Origin of the sequence: Caballeronia sp. SL2Y3 (assembly GCF_022879575.1) — a bacterium.
Taxonomy (GTDB): Bacteria; Pseudomonadota; Gammaproteobacteria; order Burkholderiales; family Burkholderiaceae; genus Caballeronia.
The window spans coordinates 343,913-367,115 of the sequence record NZ_CP084263.1; the positions used below are offsets into that span (position 1 = coordinate 343,913).

General features: G+C 62.0%; 19 protein-coding genes. 9 read left to right on the forward strand and 10 right to left on the reverse strand.

Going from position 1 to position 23,203, the window contains the following annotated elements:
• The first annotated feature begins 38 nt into the window (after positions 1-38).
• The 6 genes from LDZ26_RS23885 to LDZ26_RS23910 all read left to right on the forward strand — a co-directional run bounded on the left by LDZ26_RS23885 (position 39) and on the right by LDZ26_RS23910 (position 6,224).
• Entirely contained in the window at positions 39-938 is a 900-nt protein-coding gene (locus LDZ26_RS23885) for a LysR family transcriptional regulator (RefSeq protein ID WP_244851145.1), read from the forward strand.
• A gap of 120 nt (positions 939-1,058) precedes the next feature.
• Positions 1,059-1,646 (forward strand): transcriptional regulator BetI, encoded by a 588-nt coding sequence (betI, locus tag LDZ26_RS23890; RefSeq protein ID WP_244851146.1) that lies wholly within the window; start codon positions 1,059-1,061, stop codon positions 1,644-1,646.
• Positions 1,647-1,676: 30 nt separating this feature from the next.
• Positions 1,677-3,146, forward strand: a complete 1,470-nt coding sequence (gene betB, locus LDZ26_RS23895) for a betaine-aldehyde dehydrogenase (protein WP_244851147.1) — start codon at positions 1,677-1,679, stop codon at positions 3,144-3,146.
• Positions 3,147-3,157: 11 nt separating this feature from the next.
• Positions 3,158-4,858, forward strand: a complete 1,701-nt coding sequence (betA, locus tag LDZ26_RS23900) for a choline dehydrogenase (RefSeq protein WP_244851148.1) — start codon at positions 3,158-3,160, stop codon at positions 4,856-4,858.
• Entirely contained in the window at positions 4,855-5,811 is a 957-nt protein-coding gene (locus LDZ26_RS23905; protein ID WP_370650760.1) for a choline ABC transporter substrate-binding protein, read from the forward strand. The genes betA and LDZ26_RS23905 overlap by 4 nt, the downstream gene beginning before the upstream one ends.
• Positions 5,812-5,876: 65 nt before the next feature.
• Positions 5,877-6,224, forward strand: a complete 348-nt coding sequence (locus tag LDZ26_RS23910; RefSeq protein WP_244851149.1) for a multidrug efflux SMR transporter — start codon at positions 5,877-5,879, stop codon at positions 6,222-6,224.
• 4 nt (positions 6,225-6,228) lie between these two features.
• Here LDZ26_RS23910 and LDZ26_RS23915 read toward each other — a convergent pair whose 3' ends face one another.
• Complete coding sequence (locus tag LDZ26_RS23915; protein WP_244851150.1) at positions 6,229-6,828, reverse strand: cytochrome b; 600 nt, start codon at positions 6,826-6,828, stop codon at positions 6,229-6,231.
• 305 nt (positions 6,829-7,133) lie between these two features.
• On the opposite strand from LDZ26_RS23915, the gene LDZ26_RS23920 reads away from it, so the two are divergent.
• Positions 7,134-8,258, forward strand: coding sequence for a VIT1/CCC1 transporter family protein (locus LDZ26_RS23920; protein WP_244851151.1), 1,125 nt, complete (start codon positions 7,134-7,136; stop codon positions 8,256-8,258).
• 9 nt (positions 8,259-8,267) lie between these two features.
• Here the strand turns inward: LDZ26_RS23920 and LDZ26_RS23925 are convergent, their stop codons facing one another.
• The 4 genes from LDZ26_RS23925 to LDZ26_RS23940 all read right to left on the reverse strand — a co-directional run bounded on the left by LDZ26_RS23925 (position 8,268) and on the right by LDZ26_RS23940 (position 11,741).
• Positions 8,268-8,870 (reverse strand): ankyrin repeat domain-containing protein, encoded by a 603-nt coding sequence (locus LDZ26_RS23925; RefSeq protein ID WP_244851152.1) that lies wholly within the window; start codon positions 8,868-8,870, stop codon positions 8,268-8,270.
• A gap of 50 nt (positions 8,871-8,920) precedes the next feature.
• Positions 8,921-9,511, reverse strand: coding sequence for a cytochrome c (locus LDZ26_RS23930; RefSeq protein ID WP_244851777.1), 591 nt, complete (start codon positions 9,509-9,511; stop codon positions 8,921-8,923).
• 14 nt (positions 9,512-9,525) lie between these two features.
• Positions 9,526-11,265, reverse strand: a complete 1,740-nt coding sequence (locus LDZ26_RS23935; protein WP_244851153.1) for a PQQ-binding-like beta-propeller repeat protein — start codon at positions 11,263-11,265, stop codon at positions 9,526-9,528.
• A 176-nt stretch (positions 11,266-11,441) separates the two neighbouring features.
• Positions 11,442-11,741, reverse strand: coding sequence for a hypothetical protein (locus LDZ26_RS23940; RefSeq protein ID WP_244851154.1), 300 nt, complete (start codon positions 11,739-11,741; stop codon positions 11,442-11,444).
• A 921-nt stretch (positions 11,742-12,662) separates the two neighbouring features.
• Here LDZ26_RS23940 and LDZ26_RS23945 point away from each other — a divergent pair.
• A complete protein-coding gene (locus LDZ26_RS23945) occupies positions 12,663-14,462 on the forward strand; it encodes a thiamine pyrophosphate-requiring protein (protein WP_244851155.1) in 1,800 nt (599 codons plus the stop codon).
• A gap of 185 nt (positions 14,463-14,647) precedes the next feature.
• Positions 14,648-16,927, forward strand: coding sequence for an FdhF/YdeP family oxidoreductase (locus tag LDZ26_RS23950; protein ID WP_244851156.1), 2,280 nt, complete (start codon positions 14,648-14,650; stop codon positions 16,925-16,927).
• Positions 16,928-16,972: 45 nt separating this feature from the next.
• On the opposite strand, the gene LDZ26_RS23955 is transcribed toward LDZ26_RS23950, so the two are convergent.
• The 5 genes from LDZ26_RS23955 to LDZ26_RS23975 are packed head-to-tail and all read right to left on the reverse strand — an operon-like array spanning position 16,973 to position 23,107.
• Positions 16,973-18,265 carry a cytochrome c gene (locus LDZ26_RS23955; protein ID WP_370650780.1) on the reverse strand — a complete coding sequence of 431 codons (1,293 nt, stop codon included), beginning with the start codon at positions 18,263-18,265 and terminating at the stop codon, positions 16,973-16,975.
• A 43-nt stretch (positions 18,266-18,308) separates the two neighbouring features.
• The gene (locus tag LDZ26_RS23960) at positions 18,309-18,776 is read right to left on the reverse strand and encodes a hypothetical protein (protein ID WP_244851158.1); all 468 of its coding nucleotides are present in this window, start codon (positions 18,774-18,776) and stop codon (positions 18,309-18,311) included.
• Positions 18,776-21,376: a cytochrome c oxidase subunit I gene (gene ctaD, locus LDZ26_RS23965; protein ID WP_244851159.1), complete on the reverse strand. Its 2,601-nt coding sequence runs from the start codon at positions 21,374-21,376 to the stop codon at positions 18,776-18,778. Before ctaD ends, LDZ26_RS23960 begins: the two co-directional genes overlap by 1 nt.
• 10 nt (positions 21,377-21,386) lie before the next feature.
• On the reverse strand, positions 21,387-22,421 hold the full coding sequence (gene coxB / locus LDZ26_RS23970) for a cytochrome c oxidase subunit II (protein WP_370650781.1): 1,035 nt from the start codon (positions 22,419-22,421) through the stop codon (positions 21,387-21,389).
• 26 nt (positions 22,422-22,447) lie between these two features.
• Complete coding sequence (locus tag LDZ26_RS23975; protein WP_244851160.1) at positions 22,448-23,107, reverse strand: DUF4396 domain-containing protein; 660 nt, start codon at positions 23,105-23,107, stop codon at positions 22,448-22,450.
• Positions 23,108-23,203 lie beyond the last annotated feature (96 nt).

Genomic DNA, 23,203 nt, shown 5'->3' on the forward strand with positions numbered 1-23,203 from the left:
GAAGACGACATTTCGTTATGCGCTCATAAGGAGCCGTTATGCCGCGACAAGACCGCCTGCCGCCCATGCAGGCGCTGTTGATGTTCGAATCCGCCGCGCGGCTCGCGAGCTTCACGGCCGCTGCGCGCGAACTCGGCTCAACGCAGCCCGCAGTGAGTCAGCGCGTCGTGCAACTGGAAGAAGCGCTCGGGACGGCGCTTTTCGAGCGCGGCCATCGCGGCGTGACGCTCACTGAAGACGGCGCGCGCCTCTTCGACGCGGTGCGTCAGGGCCTCAACGTCATCCGCCAGGCGACGAGCGATATCCGCTCGCGCCGTGCCCAGCGCGCGCTCACGTTGTCGACGGACTTCGGCTTCGCCACCTACTGGCTCATGCCGCGCCTGCCGCAATTCAAGGCGCTGATGCCCGATGTCGACGTGAAGATCATCACGTCGCAGCAGATGCCGAGTGCGTCCGGCGACGGCGCGGACGTAGCCATCGTGTTCGGCGACATGCACGGCGACTGGGGCGCGCGCCGGGCCGTGAAGCTCTTCCCCGAACGCGTGACGCCGGTATGCAGCCCCACGTTCGCGGCAACCCACGACACGTCCGATCTCTCGAAGCTGCCGCTGTTGCACGTCGAGCGCACGCAACCCGAGCGATGGCTCTCGTGGAACGCGTGGTTCGACGCGCACGGACAGGCCGCGCCGCCTATGCACGGCGGGCTGACCTTCAACAGCTATGCCCTCGTCGCGCATGCGGCTGTCATGGGCCAGGGCGTCGCGCTTGGCTGGTCGCCGCTCATCGACGAACTGGTGTCCACCGGGCAGCTTGTCGCGTTGAGTGAGACCTCGCTCGTGACCGATCGCGGCTACATGCTGCTCACGCGACGCGAAGAACCGCCCGCCGTGCGCGCGTTTCAGGACTGGCTGCTGGACGAGTGCGATGCAATCGTCTGACGCAAACCGCTCTCTCATTTCTTGCCGTTTTTGTTGATTGACCGTTCAATATAAAAAAAGTAGCATGTGCCGACGCTCTGGTAAAGCCAAGGGCGGCCGTGCTCTCACAGGTCGATCACCATGCCCAAGCTTGGAATGCGCGAGCTTCGTCGCGCGCAACTTATCGATGCCACGTTGCTGACCATCGACGAAGTGGGACTCACGGGCGCCACGCTCGCGACCGTGGCGCAGCGCGCGTCGATCTCGACGGGCATCGTGAGCCATTACTTCGGGGATAAGGACGGGCTGCTGGAGGCCACCATGCGCCATGTGCTGCGATCCCTGTGGCAAGGCACCTCGCGCCGGCGCAAGGCGGCGAAGCCCGATGCACGTTCGAAGCTGCGCGCGGTCGTCGCCGCGAACTTCGACGTCGAGCAAGTCAACGGACCGGTCATGAAAACGTGGCTCGCGTTCTGGTCCGAGAGCATGCACAAGGAACAACTGCGGCGCCTGCAATACGTGAATACGCGCCGTCTTTACTCGAACCTCTGCACCGACTTCTCGCGCGTATTGAGCCGCGCTGCCGCGCGCCGCGCGGCGACGGGACTCGCGGCGCTGATCGACGGTCTGTGGCTGCGCGGCGCGCTCGCGGGCGAACCGTTCGATACGAAGAGCGCGTTGCGCGTCTCGTACGACTACATCGATCTCATGATCCAGCCACGCGACTGATCCCCTCAACGCATTCAGGAGACGCACCCGATGCGCCTTTTCGACGAGCAACGGCTTTACATCGGCGGCGAATATGTCGATGCAACGAGCGGCGAAACCTTCGAGACGTTCGATCCCGCCACGGGTGAAAGCCTCGCGCGCGTGCAGCAGGCCTCGCAGGCCGACATCGACCGGGCGGTTCGGTCAGCGCAGGCCGCGCAACAGGAATGGGCCGCGTTGACAGCAATGCAACGCTCGCGCATTCTGCGTCGCGCGGTGGACTTGCTACGCGCGCGCAACGACGAACTCGCCGCGCTCGAAACGCGCGATACGGGCAAGCCGATCGCCGAGACGCGCGCCGTGGATATCGTCACGGGCGCGGATGTCATCGAGTATTACGCGGGGCTCGCGACAGCCATAGAAGGCGAGCAGATACCGCTGCGCGAAGCGTCCTTCGTTTATACGCGGCGCGAGCCTATCGGCGTGTGCGCGGGCATCGGCGCGTGGAACTATCCCATACAGATCGCATGCTGGAAGTCGGGGCCCGCGCTCGCGGCTGGCAACGCGATGATCTTCAAGCCGAGCGAAGTCACGCCCTTGAGCGCGCTGAAGCTCGCGGAAATCTACACGGAAGCGGGCGCGCCGCCGGGCTTGTTCAACGTGGTGCAGGGCGATGCCCGCGTCGGCGCGATGCTCGCGGAACACGCCGGCATCGACAAGATATCGTTCACTGGCGGCATCGAGACCGGCAAGAAGGTGATGGCGCGCGCGGGCGGTTCCACGCTCAAGGACGTGACGATGGAACTCGGCGGCAAGTCGCCGCTGATCGTCTTCGCCGATTCGAACCTCGAACGCGCCGCCGATATCGCGATGAGCGCGAACTTCTTCAGCTCGGGCCAGGTATGCACCAACGGCACGCGGGTGTTCGTCGAGCGCGGTGTCGCCGAGCAGTTCGAACGCCTTGTGTTGGAACGCGTGAAGCGCATTCGTATCGGCGCGCCGGAGAATGCGGATACCAACTTCGGGCCGCTTGTCAGCGCCGCGCAGATGCAGAAGGTGCTCGGCTACATCGAAGATGGCAAGCGCGAAGGCGCGCGGCTCGTTGCGGGCGGCGAGCGCCTAACGGAAGGCGCATTCGCTCGCGGCAACTACGTAGCGCCGACCATCTTCGCGGATTGCCGCGACGATATGCGCATCGTGCAGGAAGAGATATTCGGACCGGTCATGTGCATTCTTCCCTTCGACGACGAAGCCGAAGTCATCGCCCGCGCAAACGACACGGTCTATGGCCTCGCGGCGGGCGTCGTGACCGAGAACCTGTCGCGTGCGCACCGCGTGGTGCATCGGCTGCATGCGGGCATCTGCTGGATCAATACGTGGGGCGAGTCGCCGGCGGAGATGCCCGTGGGCGGCTATAAGCAGTCCGGCATCGGCCGCGAGAACGGCATCGTCACCTTGCAGGCTTATACGCGCATCAAGTCGGTTCAAGTGGAACTCGGACCGTATCAACCCGTGTTTTGAGGAGCATGCCGATGAGCGCGAAAGAGTTCGACTACATCATCGTCGGCGCGGGTTCGGCGGGCAACGTGCTCGCGTCCCGTCTGACCGAAGACGAAGACGTGACTGTGCTTCTGCTGGAAGCAGGCGGTCCCGATTACCGCTTCGATTTCCGCACGCAGATGCCGGCCGCGCTCGCGTATCCGCTGCAAGGTCGCCGTTATAACTGGGCCTACGAAACGGAGCCGGAGCCGCACATGAACAACCGCCGCATGGAATGCGGACGCGGCAAGGGGCTCGGCGGATCGTCGCTCATCAATGGCATGTGCTATATCCGCGGCAATGCGCTCGACTACGACAACTGGGCGTCGATGCCGGGGCTCGAAAACTGGAGCTATCTCGATTGCCTGCCGTATTTCCGCAAGGCCGAGACGCGCGATATCGGCCCGAACGAATACCACGGTGGCGACGGCCCGGTGCATGTGACGACGAGCAAGCCCGGCAACAATCCGCTCTTCGCCGCGATGGTCGAAGCCGGCGTGCAGGCGGGCTATCCGCGCACGGACGATCTCAACGGCTATCAGCAAGAAGGCTTCGGCCCGATGGATCGCACGGTCACCGCCAACGGCCGGCGCGCGAGCACGGCGCGAGGCTATCTCGACCGCGCGAGGCATCGCGCCAATCTCACCATCGTGACGCATGCCGCAACGGACCGCGTGCTGTTTTCGGGCAAGCGCGCGATCGGCGTCGCTTATCTGCATGGCGGGCAGCGCGAGACGGCGCATGTGCGCCGCGAAGTGCTCGTATGCTGCGGAGCGATTGCGTCGCCCCAGTTGTTGCAACGTTCCGGCGTGGGGCCGTCTTCGTGGCTGAAGGAGCTGGAGATTCCGTTGGTGCACGACTTGCCGGGCGTCGGCGAGAACCTTCAGGATCATCTGGAGATGTACATGCAGTACGCCTGCAAGGAACCCGTGACGCTCTACCCTGCGCTGAAGTGGTGGAACCAGCCGGCCATCGGGCTCGAATGGATGGTCAAGGGAACCGGCATCGGTGCAACGAATCATTTCGAAGCGGGCGGTTTTATCCGCACGCGCGACGACGATCTCTGGCCGAACATTCAGTATCACTTCCTGCCCGTCGCGATCAATTACAACGGCTCGAATCCCATCGAAATGCACGGCTTTCAGGCGCACGTCGGCTCGATGCGCTCGCCGAGCCGCGGCCGCGTGAAGCTCAGGTCGCGCGATCCGAACGCGCATCCGAGCATCCTGTTCAACTATATGGCCGATCCGCTGGACTGGCGCGAGTTCCGCGACGGCATCCGCATCACGCGGGACATCATGCGGCAGCCGGCGCTCGCGCGCTATCGCGGCGAAGAGCTGCATCCCGGCGCCGATGCCATGAGCGATAGCGAACTCGATGCCTTCGTGCGCGCGAAGGCGGAAACCGCCTATCACCCTTCATGCTCGTGCAAGATGGGCTATGACGACATGGCAGTCGTCGACGCCGAGGGACGCGTGCATGGCATGAGCGGCCTGCGCGTGGTGGACGCGTCGATCATGCCGCAGATCACGACGGGCAATCTGAATGCGCCGACCATCATGCTCGCGGAGAAGATCGCGGACCGCGTCCGGGGTATCGCGCCGCTTCCTAAAGTCAATACTCCTTATTTTGTTGCTGACGGCGCCAAGAAACGGCAATTCCACGATCAACCCTTCCAACTGGAGCAGCGATGAGACACTTCGTAGCCGGATTGACTTGCACCTTCGCACTTGCTTTCGCCAGCAGCTTCGCCGTCAATGCGCAGGCGGCGGATCCGGCAAGCTGCCGTACCGTCCGCATGGCCGACATCGGCTGGACCGACATCGCCGCGACGACCGGGCTGACGACCAATGTCCTGCAGGGCCTGGGCTATGCGCCGTCGAAGATGATCGCCTCGGTTCCCATCACGTTCGCCGGCGTGAAGTCTAAACAGATCGACGCCTTTCTCGGCTATTGGTCGCCTTCCATGGACCCGGTCATCGAGCCGTTCGTCAAGTCCGGGGCTGTCAAGGTCGTGAACCCGCCTAATCTGACCGGCGCGAAATATACGCTCGCCGTTCCCGACTATGTTTATCAAGCGGGCATCAAGAGCTTCTCCGATATCGCGAAGAACGCGGACAAGCTGCAGTACAAGATCTATGGCATCGAGCCGGGCAACGACGCGAATATCCTGATCGACAAGATGATCAAAGCCAACCAGTTCGGTCTCGGCAAGTTCAAGCTCGTGGAATCCAGCGAGGCGGGCATGCTCGTGCAGGTCAACCGGGCGATTCAAAACAAGGAGTGGATTGTTTTTCTCGGCTGGGAACCGCATCCCATGAACGTGCGAATGAAGATCAACTATCTATCGGGCGGCGATGACGTGTTCGGCCCGAACTACGGTGAAGCGAAGGTGTACACGGTTCAGCCGACCGACTACGCGACGCGATGCCCGAACGCGGCGAAGCTCTTCTCGAACCTTCGCTTCAGCACCGCGATGGAAAATCAGATCATGACTCACATCATGGACAAGGAAGACCCGAACAAGGCAACGCTCGATTGGCTGAAGGCTAACCCTTCTATTCTCGACGGCTGGCTCGCGGGCGTGACGACGATCGACGGAAAGCCGGGACTGCCCGCGGTCAAGGCTTATCTGGCGAACCACTGAGACAGTGCTGCTGGCGACTCGATTCGCCAGCAGCTTGCATTCGACGACGAAGCCATGAGCAACTCATGACCCACGAAAAGACGTCGGCCTATGGCGCATTATTGGTCGCGATACTGCTCGAGATCGGCGCAACGACTTGCCTGCAGAGGTCCGAACAGTTCACGAAGCTCGCCCCGACGCTCGCAATGGCTTGCCTTTATCTCGGCGCGTTCTATTTTCTCTCTATCGTGCTGAAGACGATTCCCGTTGGACTGGCTTACGCCATCTGGAGCGGGCTAGGCATCGTTCTGATCTCGTGCGTCAGCATCTTCGTGTTCCATCACAAGCTGGATGCGCCCGCCTTTCTCGGTCTTGCGCTGATCGTAGTGGGCGTCGTCATCATCAATGTCTTTTCGAAGGCGAGCGTGCATTGATAGCTCAAAGGTCACGCCGCTTCAGCCCCGGCAGCATGCGCGTCAAGACCGCATCGCGCACAACCCAGTGATGGAACAACGCAGCGGCCGCATGCGCCGCCGCGAGCACGATGATCGCCCAACCGATGAACTCGTGCGCTTCACCGATGTTGTGATGCGCCGCCTTGCTGAACGGCGCGAACGGCGGCGGAATCAGCAGGCCGAAGAAGCTCATCGACTCGTCTCCCGACCATCTCAGCACGAAGCCCAGCACGGCTTCGGAAACGAGTAACGCATACAGCAGATAGTGCATGCCCTTGGCCGCGAGCTCCGCCCATCCGGACGAGGCGACCGGCGCCTGATGTCCGGGCGACACGCGCCACAGAATGCGCGCAATGATCACCGCCGACAACGTGATGCCGAAGGACATATGCGCGACGATCAAAAGATGCCGTGTCGGGCGGGGCGTGAATCCCCACACCTGAGAGAGAATGAATTGAGCCAGCACGAGAACGGCGGTCAGCCAGTGCAGCGTGATGGACACGCGGTCGTACGAGGTTCTGTCGTCGCCGGCCGCGATTCGGGTCGCCGTGATGGCGGCATTCGAAGGTTGCTTGCGTTGCATGGTGCAATGTCCGTAAATGGAGCCGCTCAGGTTGTTCAACGTTCATGAACAAGCGGCGACTAGTGCGTTCGCGAGGCAGTCAAGCGCTCGACATCGGAAGATAGCAGAATAGCGGGACGACCTTCGCGATTCTTTGACGAGCCCCAAAGTCTGTTACGCCGCGGCTTAAGGCTCGCTTAACGGCGCGGCATGCATGCACGAATGCAAACCATTGGCATTCTTGGTCAGCGCAAACTTGAGGGCTTTTCGCGCTCGCATCGCGCGCCGGCGATAGAGTTGTGCTTCTGATCCGCAGGCACTCCGTCATGGCATCAAAACAAGAATTGAAGCGGTATCGCGCGAATCTTGCCGATGAACTGCACAGCGCGGCACTCTACGAGACGCTCTCGCGCGTCGAAGTGCGAGCCGACCGCAAGCGCATTTTCGCGGAACTCGCGGCATCCGAGAAACAGCACGCGCAAGTATGGGCCGACAAGCTCAAAGCCAACCACGAACGCGCTCGCACGGGACCGGCTCTCAAAACCGCCTTGATGCAGGGACTGGTTCATGTGTTCGGCGCGCGCTTCGTGCTGCCGACGCTTGCTGCATCTGAGTTTGCCGACCGAAACAAATATGCAGGCAATCCCGATACGGCAACGATGTCGGCCGACGAGCACCGTCATGCAAACGTCGTGCAGTCGCTAGCGAATGAAGGCAAACAAGCCGCGACGAAAGGCGCTGAAATCGCCGATGCCGAGTCGTGGCACCGGGGCGTCTCATCGGGCAACGATCTGCGCGCAGCGGTGCTCGGCGCCAATGACGGTCTCGTGTCCAACTTCTGCCTCATCATGGGCGTGGCCGGCGCGGGCGCGCCCAACCGAGCCATTCTATTGACTGCGCTGGCGGGAATCATCGCGGGCGCATGTTCGATGGCGCTCGGCGAGTGGCTGTCGGTCACGAACGCGCGTGAACTCGCTCGCACACAGATTCAACGGGAAGCGGACGAACTCGAACACACGCCAGAAGCCGAAGAGCACGAGCTTCGCATGATCTATCGGGCAAAGGGTCTGGATGGCGAGGAAGCAAGCCGCGTCGCGTCACAGATCATGCGCGACAAGGACAAGGCGCTCGATGCGCTTACACGCGAAGAGCTCGGCCTAGACCCGGCCGAACTCGGCGGCAACCCGTGGTCCGCGGCGGCCGTATCGTTCTGCCTGTTCTCGGCGGGAGCCGTGTTTCCCGCGATGCCGTTCCTGTGGTCGTCTGGACGGCCCGCGATCGTTCAATGCATCGCACTGAGCATACTGGCGCTCGCGGCCATCGGCATGTTCACGTCTCTCTTCAATGGCCGCAGCACGGTCTTCTCCGCCGCGCGTCAGATTGTGATCGGACTTGCCGCCGCTGCATTCACGTTCGGCGTCGGGCATCTGCTCGGGGTCTCCGTCTCCTGACACTTGTCCTCACTGCGCCCTGAGCAACGCGGACACATGCACCGAACGCGTCTCTTCCGCAATATCGAGCGCCGTCTTGCCGCGATCATCGCGCAAGTCACGATCCGCCCCGCGCGCGAGCAGCATCGATGCCGTCTGCGCCTGATCGTAGCCCGCTGCCCACATGAGCGCGGTCAGATGGTTGTGATACGCGGCGTTGACATCGACACCCGCATCGAGCAGACGTTGCACGATCGCCGTGTGTCCGCGCCCCGCGGCATATTCCATTGCGGTCTTGCCGACGCGATCGGTCGCTGCCGTATCGGCGTGATGCGCGATGAGCAGCGCCGCGAGTTCATCGTTGCCGTCGAACGCGACGGCCATCATCGGCGTAATGCCTTGCACGTCGGCCTGATTCACGTTCGCGCCGCGCTCGATCAGCATGCGCGCAAGCGGCGTCATGCCGCGCTTGCACGCGCTGATAAGCGGCGTGTCGCCGATGCGGTTGCGTGAGTCGATCTTCGCGCCCTGATCGAGCATCTGCGCGACGGCCTGCGCATCGCCATTGCGCGTCGCTATCAGCAGCCGTTCGTTGAGCGCGTATGCGTCGGTATCAGCGTGAGCTTGCGGCATGGACGCGAGGGCCGCGCACGCCAGAAGAAAGGTGCGTGTGAATCGCAGCATCATTGCAGATTGGCGATGTAGTTCGCGAGATTCTCGATATCCGCGTCGGTCAGGTTCTTGGTCACGCTCGTCATATTGCCGGCATCGTTCGTGCGCTTCTTCGCGCGAAAGTCCTGCAACTGCTTCACGATATACGCATACTGCTGACCGGCCACGCGCGGTATCTCGTTCTGCCCTTTGAAGCCGCCGAGATGACACATGGTGCAGAGCACTTCGTCGGACATCTTCTTGCCTGCTTCCACTTTCACCGGGTCCGCCTTGAAGTCGGTCGGCGCGAGCGTCTGCGCGGCGAAGTAGTCGGCGAGATCATGCATGTCTTCCGATGAAAGATTCGCCGCCATCGGCGACATGCGAGGGTCGCTGCGGCGGCCCGCCTTGAAGTCGCGCAGTTGCAGAAAGATATAGCGCGACGACTGCCCCGCGAGCGACGGATAATCGCCGCTCGTCGAATTGCCGTTCTGACCATGACACGCCGCGCAGACGGCGGCTTTCGCTGCGCCCGCTTGGGCGTCGGCATGCGCGAGACAGGGCAGCGAAAGCGCGACGCACGCGACGATCGCGGCTGCCTTGCGTATCCGCGGAAGCATCATCATCTGCAACACGTTCAGGGCAACGCGAAGACGAGCAGGCTGTTGCCGCGCTTGAAGTCGAGTTGCGTATTGCCGCCCGCCGCGACCGCGATGTATTGCTTGCCGTTCACCATGTACGACACGGCCGGCGCGTTGACGCCCGCGCCGCACTGGAACTCCCACAGCTTGCGGCCCGTGGAGGCGTCGAACGCGCGGAAGAGACCGTTGCCCTCGCCGTTGAACACGAGCCCGCCCGCGGTCGCGAGCACGCCGCCGATCAATGGCTGATCCGTCTTGTATCCCCACGCGATCTTGCCTGTATCCACATTCACCGCGACGAGCCTGCCCCATTGCTGCTCGCCCGGAATGGTCTTGAACGCGCCGCCGAGCCACAGCTTGCCGCCGGGATACGCTGCGTCTTCCACCTGATACGTCATCGGCTGATGCAGGTTCGCCGCATAAGCCATGCGCGTCTGCGGATTGAACGCCATGGGCGACCATTCGACGCCGCCGTTCGCGCCGGGCAACATGCGCGCACCTGTGGGAGTCGGCAGCGTCCATACGCCCTCTTGCGGAATCATCGCTTCTGAAATGCGGATGATGTGTCCGTCGCGGCGATCATGCACGTACACGAAGCCTGTCTTGCCGCCATGAATGACGGCGGGCACCATCTGCCCGTTCTTGTCCTTCACGTCGATGAGAATGGGTGGACTCACCGCATCGAGATCCCATACGTCATGCGCAATGTACTGGTAGTGCCACTTGTACTTGCCCGTATCGAGATCGATGGCGACGAGCGAATCGGTATAGAGATTGTCGCCGGGACGAATCGCGCCATACAGGTCCGGCGAGGGATTGCCCACGACGAAATACACGGTGCGCGTCGCGCGGTCCACCGCCGGCGCCATCCATACCCCGCCGCCGAGCGTCTTCTCGAAGTCGCGGCCCTTGTCCGCGAGCGTCTTCTTCTCCGCTTCGATATCGCGCTTCATGTTGCGGCCAACCGCGTCGTTCTCGGCCCAGACGCCTTCGCTGCCGGAATCGGGAATCGTGTAGAACGTCCAGAGCAATTGACCGGAATCCGCGTCGAATGCTTTCACGAAACCGCGTATGCCGTATTCGCCGCCGTTCGTGCCGATCAGCACTTTGCCGTCCACCACGACGGGCGCCATCGTTTCCGAGTAGCCGTCCTCGGGGTCCGCGATCTGCGATGACCAGACGAGATTGCCCGACTTCGCGTCGAGCGCGACGAGCTTGGCGTCGAGCGTGCCCATGTATAGCCGGTCGCCCGATATCGCGACGCCGCGATTATTCGGCCCGCAGCAGAAGGTCGTCACCGGCCCCATCTTGTGCTTGTAATGCCAGAACTCCTTGCCGCTGACGGCGTCGATGGCATAGACGTGGTTATACGAAGTCGTCAGGAACATGACGCCATTGGACACGATCGGCGCGGTCTCCATCGACTCCATGACGGCAGTCTGGAAGATGAACGCGGGCTTCAGCTTCGCCACGTTCGAGCGATTGATCTGACTGGCCGGCGCGTACCGCGTTTCGGAATACGATCCGTTGGAATGCAGCCACGACGCGCCGTCGTTCGCGGCGGCATCGAGCTGTGCTTGCGATACGGGCCGCAAGGTAGCGGGAACGGGCGCGGATTCCGTCGTGTTGGTGTTCTGGATCTCGTCGGCCGCGCGGGCGGGAAGCGCTGTCCATGTCCCCCAAGCGCCGATACAGACTGCTATCGAACCAAGCAAAACGCGGGAATAGCCTGTCATGACGTCTCCCTATTCGTTTTCGTTCTTCGCGTATGAGTCGGGTGTGTCGGCTGTGAGCGGCCGCATGAATAGTCCGGAACCCGGAGAAAGCATAGGCAATTTAACGAGCCACTTCCAGAACGCGATGATGCGCAAAGCGCGATGGCGCTCTTTGTGAACATCGCTCTAAAGACTGGCTACTCGGTTCCCGCTTTGGCTTTTCCGCCACCGGTGCCTTGACTGGTGCCCGGCGTCACCGGCTGCATGCCGCCTGCCGAGCCTTGCGCGGCCGGTCGTGCGTTGCCTGCTGAAGTGTCGGCGGTGCCGCCGGGCGTGGCGGGCTGCATGCCGCCTGCTGATCCCTGCCCGCTGACGCGACCGCTCGCCTTGCCCGTATCGACGGAAGACGCTGCATCGCTGGTTCCTGCCGCGTGGACAGACCCGATGAGGCCGAGCGCGAGCGCACATAGAGACGCTTTCAACAAGAGCGGTTTCATTGCAGTCTCCCAGAGTGAGTCGGGGCACGCTTCTATTCGCCGATGCGGTCCATAACGGTCGCAGCGTCGCCGTCGGCCGAGTCAAGTATGCATCATCGGCGGCGGGGCGAGCATGGTGTTTCCCCGACTCGCGGTATGACGCTCGGCGTGCGCCTGTGTCTGACGAAATGGCATCGCGGCTTGTCGCTCCTGTGATGCGCGAGCGCATCACGTCGTACACTGGTCAAACACCGTACACCGCGAGGACATCATGAGCAAAACACAGGATGCAAAGAAGGCGCAGAAGAAAGCCGCCACCAAGACACCGAAAGAAAAGAAGGAAGCGAAGAAGCTCAAGAAGGAGGCAGCGAAGCGGCAGTGAGTATGAGCCGCTCCACCGCCGGGCGACGGCAATGCGGATCGGGCGTTTTCGAACGCTCGTTCTATAAATGCGCATACCGAAGGCCTGGCGATTCTCATCACAGACATCGCCCACGCCCATTGATCTCAGGCGTCGAGTGAATAGCTGCAAGCATCAAATTACGTTTGGATGCGCTCGTTCCCGTCAAATGACTTTCATTGCAATTCAGTCGGGACGCCCCACACCGTTCGCGCTGCCCTGCCGAATACGTCACACTGTGACGAACTTTCAACGTTTTGAAAATGCGTGCAACGGCATCCTCTGATTACCGCGGCAGTGCGGATCAAGATGAGAACGGCGCCTCTCCTGTCCATTGCGAAAGCCGACGAATCTTCGTTTCCGACGCTCGTGGGTGCGTCCCTTCGGCAGCCGCAATCGAAACGAAACCGCCCTCCAGACGCCTCGCGCGCCAACGGCACGTTCGTTGCGACGTGCCAGACACCAACGCTGTCACCGCGTCTTCGCACCAGCGAATCTCGACGTAAGGTGACACCGATCGCATCCTTTTCCCGGAGAATCAAATGACGAGCCCGACGGTGGGTGACTTCCTTGTCGACCGCCTCTATGCCTGGGGCGTGCGCCGCATTTACGGCTATCCCGGCGACGGCATCAACGGCGTATTCGGCGCGCTGAACCGCGCCAACGGAAAGATCGAATTCATTCAGGCGCGCCACGAGGAAATGGCCGCCTTCATGGCCTCCGCGCACGCGAAGTTCACGGGCGAACTCGGCGTGTGCATCGCAACTTCGGGACCGGGCGCCTCGCACCTGCTCACCGGTCTCTACGATGCCCGCCTGGATCACATGCCGGTGCTCGCCATCGCCGGACAACAGGCGCGCGCATCGCTCGGCGGTCACTATCAGCAGGAGCTCGATCTGTCCGCGATGTTCAAGGACGTCGCGGGCGCCTTCGTGCAACAGGCGAGCGTGCCTTCGCAGGTTCGGCATCTTGTCGATCGCGCGATTCGCACCGCGCTCGGTGAACGCAGGGTAACGGCGCTCATCCTGCCGAACGATCTGCAAGACCTCGACTATGAACCGCCCGGCCGCAAGCACGGCACGGTGCATTCGGGCGTCGGCTATCGCGCGCCGAAAACGGTGCCCTACGCCGACGATCTGCAACGCGCCGCCGACGTCCTCAACGCGGGCAAGAAAGTCGCGATTCTGGTCGGCGCAGGCGCGCTGCAAGCCACGGACGAAGTGATCGCCGTCGCCGAAAAGCTCGGCGCGGGCGTCGCGAAGGCGCTGCTCGGCAAGGCCGCGCTGCCTGACGATCTGCCGTTCGTGACCGGCTCAATCGGTCTGCTCGGCACCGAGCCGAGCTACAAGATGATGACCGAATGCGACACGCTCTTCATGATCGGCTCGGGCTTTCCATATTCGGAGTTTCTGCCGAAGGAAGGCGCGGCGCGCGGCGTGCAGATCGACCTGAAGGCGGACATGCTTTCCATCCGCTATCCGATGGAAGTGAACCTCGTCGGCGATAGCGCCGAAACGCTGCGTGCCCTTCTGCCTTTGCTTCAACAGAAGACGGATCGTTCATGGCGCGAAGGCATCGAAGGCTGGATGGCCGATTGGTGGAAGAAGCTCGAAAAGCGCGCGCTGGAGCCGGCTACGACAGGCGTGAATCCGCAGCGCACGGTGTGGGAACTGTCGCCGCGCGTGCCCGCCAACGCCATCGTCACAAGTGATTCGGGGTCCTGTGCAAACTGGTACGCGCGCGATCTGAAGGTGAAGCGCGGCATGATGTGCTCGCTGTCAGGCGGCCTGGCTTCGATGGGCGCGGCGGTGCCGTATGCGATCGCGGCGAAGTTCGCGCATCCGGAGCGGCCCGTGATCGCGCTCGTCGGCGATGGCGCCATGCAGATGAGCAACATGGCCGAGCTCATCACCGTCGCTAAGTACTGGAAGCAGTGGTCCGATCCGCGCTGGATCTGCATGGTGCTCAACAACGAAGACCTGAATCAGGTCACGTGGGAGCAACGCGTGATGAACGGCGACCCGAAGTTCGAAGCATCGCAGAACATTCCGTCCGTGCCGTATCACCGCTTCGCGGAGCTGATCGGCTTGCGCGGCTTCTATGTGGATGACGCCGAGCGCATGGCCGCCGTATGGGACGAGGCGTTGGCATCGGACAGGCCTGTCGTGATCGAAGTGAAGGCGGACCCGAACATCGCGCCGCTGCCGCCGCACATCACGCTGCAACAGGCGAAGGCATTCGCGACGACGCTCTTCGAAGGCGATCCGAACGAACGCAGCATCATCGTCGATACGGCGAAGCAGGTGTTGGGCGCGGTGCTGCCGGGGCATAAGAACGAGTAGTCGGGGTCGCGCGATGCATCGCACTAGAGGCGTTCGAGCACGCGCCTATACCATCACGCTCGAAACAGAGCAGATCTTCCTGAACGATGTAAATGCCGACGAATGCGAACGGCTTGCCCGGACCGCGATGCGGAACGGCGCTTGCTTATGTCACGACGTGATATTGGTCCCCCGGGAGCGCACAGATGAGCAAAGAAGCCAAGAACCCATCGTATCCTTTCGCTTCTGGCGGGTGGGGATCAATGAAAGCGGTCGCCACGATTCTCATGCAGGAGAAAGTGCCGATAAAGGACAGCGCCATCCTGCTCAAGCAGAACAAGCCCGACGGCTTCATGTGCGTGAGCTGCTCGTGGGCCAAGCCCGCGGACCCGCATACGTTCGAATTCTGCGAAAGCGGCGCGAAGGCCACCGCGTGGGATACGACCGCCAAGCGAATGACGCCCGAGTTCTTCGAACTGCACACCGTTAAGCAATTGCTCAACTGGCACGATCACGATCTCGAAGAAGCAGGACGTTTGACTGCGCCCATGCGCTACGACGCAGCGACGGACAAGTACGTGGAAGTCACCTGGCAGCAGGCGTTCGACGAGATCGGCAAGGAGCTGAACGCGCTGGACCCGGAGACCGTCGTCTTCTACGCGTCAGGGCGCGCCTCGCTCGAAACGGCATACATGTACCAGCTTTTCGCGCGCATGTACGGCTGCAACAATCTTCCGGACAGCTCGAACATGTGTCACGAGAGTTCGAGCGTCGGTCTGAAGGAAGCGATCGGGGTCGGCGTCGGGACCATCACGCTCGAAGACTTCGAGAAGACGGATCTCATGTTCTTCTTCGGCCAGAACGTCGGCACGAATAGCCCGCGCATGCTGCACCAGTTGCAGGATGCGCGCAAACGCGGCGTGCCGATCATCACGTTCAATCCGCTTCGCGAGCCGGGTCTCGTGTCGTTCGCCAATCCGCAGTCGCCTGTCGACATGCTGACGCCGAAGGAAACGCAGATCAGCACGCAATATCATCAGTTGAAGACCGGCGGCGATACGGCTGCCATTCTCGGCATCTGCAAGGCGGTGATCGAAGCCGACGACCGCGCACAGGCCGAAGGCACGGAACGCATGATCGACGTCACGTTCATCGAGGAACACACGACCGGCTTCGGAGCGTTCGCGGCCTGCGCGCGTCAGACCGAATGGAGCGAGATCGAACAGATCAGCGGCCTGCCGCGCTCGGCGCTGCTCGAAGCGGCCAATGAGTACATGAAAGCCAAGGCCGTCATGGCGCACTACGGCATGGGACTCACGCAGCACAGGCTCGGCGTGCAGAACGTGCGCATGCTCTGCAACCTGCTCTTTCTGCGCGGCAACGTCGGCAAGCCCGGCGCGGGGCCTTCGCCGATACGCGGCCATTCCAACGTGCAGGGGCAGCGCACGGTCGGCATCACGGAAAAGCCTGAACTCGCGCCGCTCGATCAGCTCGCGAAGCAGTTTTCCTTCGAGCCGCCGCGAAAGAAAGGCATGAACACCGTCGAAGCATTCGAGGCGATGGTGAAAGGCAAAGTGAAGGCGGTCTTCAATCTCGGCGGGAACCTCGTGCGTTCGGTGCCGGACAGATTGCAGACGGAGCCGGCGTGGTCGAGCCTGCGCCTCACGATCAACGTGGCCACGAAGCTCAATCGCAGTCACCTCGTGCATGGCGAGATATCGTACGTGCTGCCGTGTCTGAGCCGCATCGAGTTTCATCGCACGCGGCTGGGCGATCAGGCAGTGTCGATGGAAGACAGCACGGGCTGCATGCACGGTTCCAAGGGCGTGACCGAGCCGGCAAGCGAGAAAGCGCGAGCCGAGCAATTCATCGTCGCGGGCATCGCCAAGGCGACGCTCGGCTCGCGTTCGACAGTCGACTGGGACGCGTGGAGCGACGACTATTCGCTCGTCCGAAACGAGATCGCGACCACGTATCCCGAGACGTTCCATGACTTCAACGAACGCCTGTGGGAGCCGGGCGGCTTTCATCGGCCGCTGCCCGCTTGCGAACGCGTGTGGCAAACGAAGTCGGGCAAAGCGGAATTCATGGTGCCCAACTCGCTCGCCGAGGATCCCGACATGCCGGAGAAGACGCCGGAAGCATTGCGGCTCATGACCTTGCGCAGCGACAGCCAGTTCAACACGACCATCTACAACCTCGACGACCGGTTCCGAGGCGTGAAGGGTTCGCGCATGGTCATACTGATGAACGAGGCCGACATCGAGAAGCATCATCTGAAGGAAGGCCAGGAAATAACCTTGCAGACCGTTGCAGACGACGGCATCGACCGCCGGCTTTCCGGGCTGAAGATCAAGGCGTATTCGATTCCCGAAGGCTGCATCGGCGGTTATTACCCCGAGTGCAATGTGTTGCTGCCGCTATGGCATTACGCCGAGGAAAGCAAGGTGCCGGGGGCTAAGTCGATTCCGGTGCGTATAGTGTGATTTAGGTTTGATTCAGGCGTCGCTTATCTGAGCGACGCGCGGGATTCATTGATGGATCTTCGAGCGAAGGCGCTCCACTTCGCGGTCCGAGACCGGCGCCGCATGATTGCCCCATGTGCCACGAATGAAAGTGACGACCTGCGCCATCTGCGCGGTCGTCAATTGACCGTGGAAACCAGGCATCTTCTGTGGCGCAGGCCCTGTCTCCGTCTCCGGGCTCTTGCTGCCCTCGATCACGATGCGCATGACCGATGTCGGGTCTTCCGCCAGCACGAGCGGGTTGCCGGCGAGCGCGGCGACCTTGCCCGGCTGACCGTGGCCGTCCGCCTGATGACAGCGCGCGCAAAACGACAGATAGATGCCCGCGCCGGGACGCTCCACTTCGCCGGTCTGAATGCTGCGCGCCGTCTGCACCTTGGCGTGCTCGTTGTTGTCGTAGCTGCCGTACGTACGCTTAGGAGGCAATGACTTGAGATAAGTGGCGATGGCATGCAGATCGGCATCGGTCATGTACTGCGTGCTGTCACCGATGACCGGCGCCATGGCCCCGAACGCGATTGCGCCTGCGCCATGACCGGTATGCAGAAAGTCGACAATGTCCTGCTCGGTCCAGCGTCCTAGTCCGCTGCCCGGATCGCCGGTGAGGTTAGGTGCAAGCCAGTGATCGTTGACGCCGCTCGTGAGATACCAAGGCGACTTCTCACTGTAGCCAAGCTCGTTGTAGGCGGGACCGCGCGGCGTATGACATGCGCCGCAATGCCCAAGACCTTGCACAAGGTACGCGCCGCGATTCCATTGCGCGCTGCGCTTCGGATCGGGCTGGAATTCATCGCGATTGCCGAATGCGAGGCTCCAGAACAACATGCCCCATCGCTGATTGAACGGAAAAGGCAGATGCGTTTCCGGCGCGCGCTTCGCGCTCGGCTTCACGCCATGCATCAGATAGGCATAGAGCGCGGTCACGTCGTCATCCGTCATGTTCGCGAGCGACGGATACGGCATGGCTGGATAAAGCCGCTTGCCGTCGCGGCGCTTGCCATAGCGAATCGCGTCCGAGAACTCCTTCAGCGTATAGCGTCCGATACCGAAGACCGGGTCCGGCGTGATGTTGCTCGAATAGATCGGGCCGAACGGCGAATTCACCGGCATGCCACCGGCAAGCGGCGTGTGATCGGCCGCGTCGTGACACGCGCTGCAATCGCCTGCTTTGGCGAGGTATTCGCCGCGAGCGATCAATTGCGGCGAACTCGTCATCGGCGACTGCGCCGTGACGTTGTCGGGAAGATTGTCGTTCGCGCGGCCACTGCATGCGCCCAGGGTGGCGAGCACGACTGGCATCAGTGCAGCGGCGATGTGGTTTTTCAAACTCGTCGCGTTCATTTCAATGCCATTGATTGCAGGAGTCGAGGAACACTTCGGCCAGAATGGTGAAGACCAACGCGAGGACGAAGAGACAGCCGATCAACGCACTGCACAGCGCAATGAAGCGCTTGCGGGCCAACTCTTCTTGCAACCGCGAAGGCTTATCCGACGAAGCATCGCTCGCTTTGGCCTGCTGCTCCTTCTTCTGGAGGAAGCGAAAACCGTAGACCGCCAGGCTTGCGCAAACGAGCGACACAATCACGGCCGCGACCGACGTGCCGTACAGCCACGCATGAAAGTGCCTGAAAACAGGCTGCGCGCGCCGAATCGACTCGGCGTAGCAGGCCTGCGCCGAGATGGTCTCGGAGATCATCACTTGCAGCAGCCACGCGCCCGGCGACAGAAAAAAGCCCGCGCACGCGCACAACGCGAGACGTCGCTTCTCTTCTTTCGTCAGATGCTGCTCGGGCAGAGCGGACGTTTGCATCAGTGGCCCCGCATCCAGAAAGGCGTCACGTAGAGCGACGTGAAGATGAAGAGCCACACCACGTCGACGAAGTGCCAGTACAGCCCGCCAATACGCATCGGTGCATTGCGTTCCTCGTCGAAATAGCCGAGCGCGATCCACACAGCGAGCAACACGAGAATCACGATGCCGACCATGACGTGCGCCATGTGAAAGCCGGTGATCGTGAAGTACAGCGAGCCATAGAGGTGAGCCGTGATGCCGTATGGATGGTCGTGCCATTCCTTCAACTGCATGCCGGAGAACACGCAGCCGAGCGCAATGGCGCCGAGCATCCACGCGAATGCCGGCCAGCGCCTGCCCTTCTTGAGCGTTCGCTCCGACATCCATGCCAGCACGCTACTTATGACGAGCACGCCGGTACTCATCGCGCCGCTGCCGATCTTCGGCATGCCCTCGGGCGGCCACGGCAGCGTGGTTTGCGACTGCGAGTAGAAATAGCAGAAGATGAGATAACCGAAGAGACTCGCTTCGGTGGCGACCAGCGCGAGCACGCCCCACCATCCGCCCGAATGCTCGCCCGTGCTTCCGACAGGCAGCACGTCGTTCTTCTTTGCGGTCTGCGCCGGAATGGTTTCTTCGGGCGTCGGCGGTTCGCGTTGCCCGAGCGAGCGGCGCGGCCACATCCACGCAACCAGCGTCGCACCGCAACCCGCAACCATGAGACCAGTGAACCACGGCGAGCGCAGCAACAGCGCCGCAAAACAAAGCGCCGCGAAAAGAGCCAGCAGGAACGGGGACCATGCATCCTCGGGCATCTTGAGTATCGCGTCGGGCTTGCCGTTGAACGGATGCACGCCGAGCGCCTCGCGTCCCTGATGCAGCAGATAACCCGATTCAAGGCTCGATTGCCGCCCTTTCGGTTGCAGGCGGTCTTCCCACATAGGATGCCGCGACTCGACAATCGGCAGCACCGCGAAGTTGTAGGCCGCGGGCGGCGAGTCAGTCGACCATTCGAGGCCCGGCGCATCCCAGGGATTCTGTGGCGCCTTCTTTCCTCGCTTCGCCGAAACCAGTGCATTGATCAGAAAGATGCCTACGCCGATGGCGAAGATGAAAGAGCCGATCGTCGTAATGAGATTGGAGGTGTCCCATCCCATGCCTTCCGGATACGTATAAATGCGCCGGGGCATGCCGAGCAGCCCGGATATATGCATCGGAAAGAAGCCGACATTGAAGCCGACGAGAATGATCCAGAACGCGATCTTGCCCCACCGCTCGCTCATCAGACGCCCGGTGAATTTCGGAAACCAGTAGGTGATGCCGCCGAACACGGGGAATACGTTGATGCCGAGCAGCACGTAATGAAGATGCGCGACGACGAAGTAAGTGTCAGTGAGTTGCCAGTCAAGCGGCACCGCTGCGGTCATTACGCCCGAGACGCCGCCGATCACGAACATCAGCACGAAGCTCGCGAAATAGAGGAACGGCACCGAGAACACGGGGCGCCCGGTCCAGATCGTCGCGATCCATGCGAAGACGGCGACCGCGCTCGGAATCGTAATGAGCACACTCGCTGCGCCGAAGAAAGCCAGAGCAAGCGGCGGAATGCCGGTCGCGAACATGTGATGAATCCACACTTCGAAGCCGATGATCATCGTCGCGACCGTCGACATGGCCACTGCCGCGTAACCGACGAGCGGACGCCGGCAAAACGTGGGCAATGCATCGGAGACGATACCCATCGCGGGCAGCACCACGACATACACCCACGGATGCGCGAACATCCAGAAGAGGTGTTGCCAGAGCAGCGGCCTGCCGTCGCTCGCGACATCGAAGAAATGCGTGCCGATGTTGCGGTCCATCCATAACAGGAAGAAGGCGAGACTCACGGAAGGCACGGCAAAGAGGTTCGCGAAGGAAGTGGTCAGCGTGCCCCATACGATGATCGGCAGCCGGTCCACCGACATGCCCACCGCGCGCATGCGAAAGAGCGTGACCACGAAATTCACTGCGCCCACGGTCGTCGAAATGCCGAGCAACACCATGCCGAGCGAATAGACGTCGATGTTTATTCCACGGCTGTATTCGAGCGACGCAAGCGGCACATAGTTGAACCAGCCCGCATTGGGCGCTTCGCCGAGCGGAAAGCTGCAATAGAGAAAGATGCCGGCAAAGAGAAAGACCCAATACGAAAGCGCGTTCAGACGCGGGAACGCCATGTCGCGCGAGCCCAGCATGAGCGGCCACAAAAAGTTCGCGAAGCCGCTCAGGACCGGCAGCGCGTAGAGAAAGATCATCGTGATGCCGTGCATGGTGAACAGCTCGGCGAACTGTCCGGGCGTGACGAGCGTCTCGTTCGGCCGCGCGAGTTGCAAGCGCATGATGAGCGCCTCGACGCCGCCCAGCAGCAGAAATACGAACGCGGTCACGATATAGCGCAGGCCGATCTTCTTGTGATCGACTGTCGTGATGAAGCCGCGCCATCCCGATTCGCCTTCCCATAGGTCGAGCAGCCGCTTCTCGGCTTCCGATCCTTTCGGGACGCTGCCGAACTCCGGCTCGCGTCTGAACGCGACGCGGTGCGTGTGCCCGGCGCTTCGATCCCCTGTCACGGCCATCGTCTTGTCCTTACCTGAGAGTAGCGAGGTATGCCGACAGCTCGCCTGATTCGGCGGGCGAAAGCTTCATGTCGGGCATGAGCGTGCCGGGCTTGATTTCCTGCGCATGCTGAATCCAGTCCATCAGATTCTCCGGCGTATTGACGACCGTGCCCGCCGCCAACAGCCGGCGCGACAGCACATGCGTGAGATCGGGCGCCTGCACGCCGGCCGCATTGCTGCCGCGCACCGCGTGGCATCCCGCGCAGCGTTCCTCGAAGAGCTTCCTGCCGTGCATCGCCTGCGTCGTGGCCGGCGCGCCTGCTGCGCGCTGCTGGGCGGCGTACCACCGGGCATAGTCTGCTTGCGGCTGCGCATAGACTTCGAATGCCATGTGAGCATGTTGCACGCCGCAGTACTGCGTGCATTGGCCGCGAAAAATGCCGGGCTTATCTGCCTGTATCCACTGACGGTTGGTGTTGCCGGGTATGGTCTGCGTCTTGCCCGACAATTGCGGCACCCAGAACGCATGAATGACGTCCGCGCTCTTTAGCAGCACGAGCACCGGCACGCCCACCGGAATATGCAGTTCGTTGGCGGTCGTGAACGCGCTCGGGCCCTGTCCGTAGTCCACTTTCCACCACCAGTCGTACGCGGTGACCGTGACGGTGAGAGCCGGCGTTTTCGGCGGATCGGCGACCTCGGCCAGCACCATCAGCATGTAGATGGCGATGCCGAACAACGCGACAGTCGATATGGCCGTGCCGACATAGATGAAGCTCAGGCCGCCGCCATTGCCGAGCGCACGGTGGTCTTCTTTCTTGCGGTGACGGAACATCGCAATCAACAGCATCACCGCGATGATGATGCAAACAAGACCGCATATCGCCGTCAGTACCCAATCGAGATGCAGGACGGGATGCGCTGCGGGTCCCTTGCTGTGAAGGAAATAGGCAAGCGGCGTCGGTCCGCTCGTGAGTGAATCGGATGTGTCTGGCGCTGCCTCGTTCGCAGATGCTGTGATGTGCCGCAGCGAGACCGCGAGCGCCAGCCCCGTTCGCAAGATAGATACGAATAACCGACGCACACAGATCACATCTTCTCCTTGATGCCTCGCCGGATGAGCCAGTAGTTGACCGGATACGTAGTGAGAAAGCCCGCCACCATCGCAAGTTGCATTCGCACCCAGTACGCTGAGTCAGTCGGCTTGAGCGGCGTGGCAAGCTCCGTGAAAGCGATCATCACGCCGAACATGCCCACCTCGTACGCGACGAGAGAAAGCGTGTCCGCCTTGACTGCCGCGATCACGCCATCGCGAAAGCCGAGGCCCCGCATTGGCGCGATCGAGAAATACTGGAAAGCCACGCCGATGAGATAGGCCAGTACGAACGCCAACGCGAGCCGCCCGATCAGTTGCGAGCCCGCGATGCTGAAGGCAAGTAGAAAGGCGAGCCATTCCCCAATGAAGTCTCCGAGCGCGCAGCCTGCGCCGCAATGCGTCGCGCCGAGAAAAGTGGCTTGCCACATCGGCGCTTCGCGCTGCTGTGCGCCGGGCGTCGCGCGACCGAACGCGAAATAGAAGATCAAGCCTATCGGGCCCCAGTACAGCATCGTCAACGGCCATACCACCGACATGATCGCCACCGGTTGCCGGTGTCCGAGCAACGTGATGTCGACTACCACTGCGCACGCGCAAAGCACCGATAACGCCAGCCATGCCGGTGCAATCACGACCGACCAGTGTGCCGGCATCTTTGTTCTCCATAGCTTCCGGCGGTCATCGAAAAAAGGGGAATATCTGGGGGCTTGCATCAAGCAAGCCGCATTCCGGGACAGCATGCGACGTTG

Coding starts and splice junctions, on each gene's coding strand:
- LDZ26_RS23885 (WP_244851145.1), top strand. CDS start 39: ATGCCGCGACAAGACCGCCTGCCGCCCATGCAGGCGCTGTTGATGTTC.
- betA (WP_244851148.1), top strand. CDS start 3,158: ATGAGCGCGAAAGAGTTCGACTACATCATCGTCGGCGCGGGTTCGGCG.
- LDZ26_RS23910 (WP_244851149.1), top strand. CDS start 5,877: ATGACCCACGAAAAGACGTCGGCCTATGGCGCATTATTGGTCGCGATA.
- betI (WP_244851146.1), top strand. CDS start 1,059: ATGCCCAAGCTTGGAATGCGCGAGCTTCGTCGCGCGCAACTTATCGAT.
- LDZ26_RS23915 (WP_244851150.1), bottom strand. CDS start 6,828: ATGCAACGCAAGCAACCTTCGAATGCCGCCATCACGGCGACCCGAATC.
- LDZ26_RS23905 (WP_370650760.1), top strand. CDS start 4,855: ATGAGACACTTCGTAGCCGGATTGACTTGCACCTTCGCACTTGCTTTC.
- LDZ26_RS23960 (WP_244851158.1), bottom strand. CDS start 18,776: ATGCAAACGTCCGCTCTGCCCGAGCAGCATCTGACGAAAGAAGAGAAG.
- LDZ26_RS23975 (WP_244851160.1), bottom strand. CDS start 23,107: ATGCCGGCACACTGGTCGGTCGTGATTGCACCGGCATGGCTGGCGTTA.
- LDZ26_RS23955 (WP_370650780.1), bottom strand. CDS start 18,265: ATGCCAGTCGTGCTCGCCACCCTGGGCGCATGCAGTGGCCGCGCGAAC.
- ctaD (WP_244851159.1), bottom strand. CDS start 21,376: ATGGCCGTGACAGGGGATCGAAGCGCCGGGCACACGCACCGCGTCGCG.
- LDZ26_RS23920 (WP_244851151.1), top strand. CDS start 7,134: ATGGCATCAAAACAAGAATTGAAGCGGTATCGCGCGAATCTTGCCGAT.
- LDZ26_RS23930 (WP_244851777.1), bottom strand. CDS start 9,511: ATGATGCTTCCGCGGATACGCAAGGCAGCCGCGATCGTCGCGTGCGTC.
- LDZ26_RS23925 (WP_244851152.1), bottom strand. CDS start 8,870: ATGCCGCAAGCTCACGCTGATACCGACGCATACGCGCTCAACGAACGG.
- LDZ26_RS23940 (WP_244851154.1), bottom strand. CDS start 11,741: ATGAAACCGCTCTTGTTGAAAGCGTCTCTATGTGCGCTCGCGCTCGGC.
- betB (WP_244851147.1), top strand. CDS start 1,677: ATGCGCCTTTTCGACGAGCAACGGCTTTACATCGGCGGCGAATATGTC.
- LDZ26_RS23935 (WP_244851153.1), bottom strand. CDS start 11,265: ATGACAGGCTATTCCCGCGTTTTGCTTGGTTCGATAGCAGTCTGTATC.
- LDZ26_RS23950 (WP_244851156.1), top strand. CDS start 14,648: ATGAGCAAAGAAGCCAAGAACCCATCGTATCCTTTCGCTTCTGGCGGG.
- LDZ26_RS23945 (WP_244851155.1), top strand. CDS start 12,663: ATGACGAGCCCGACGGTGGGTGACTTCCTTGTCGACCGCCTCTATGCC.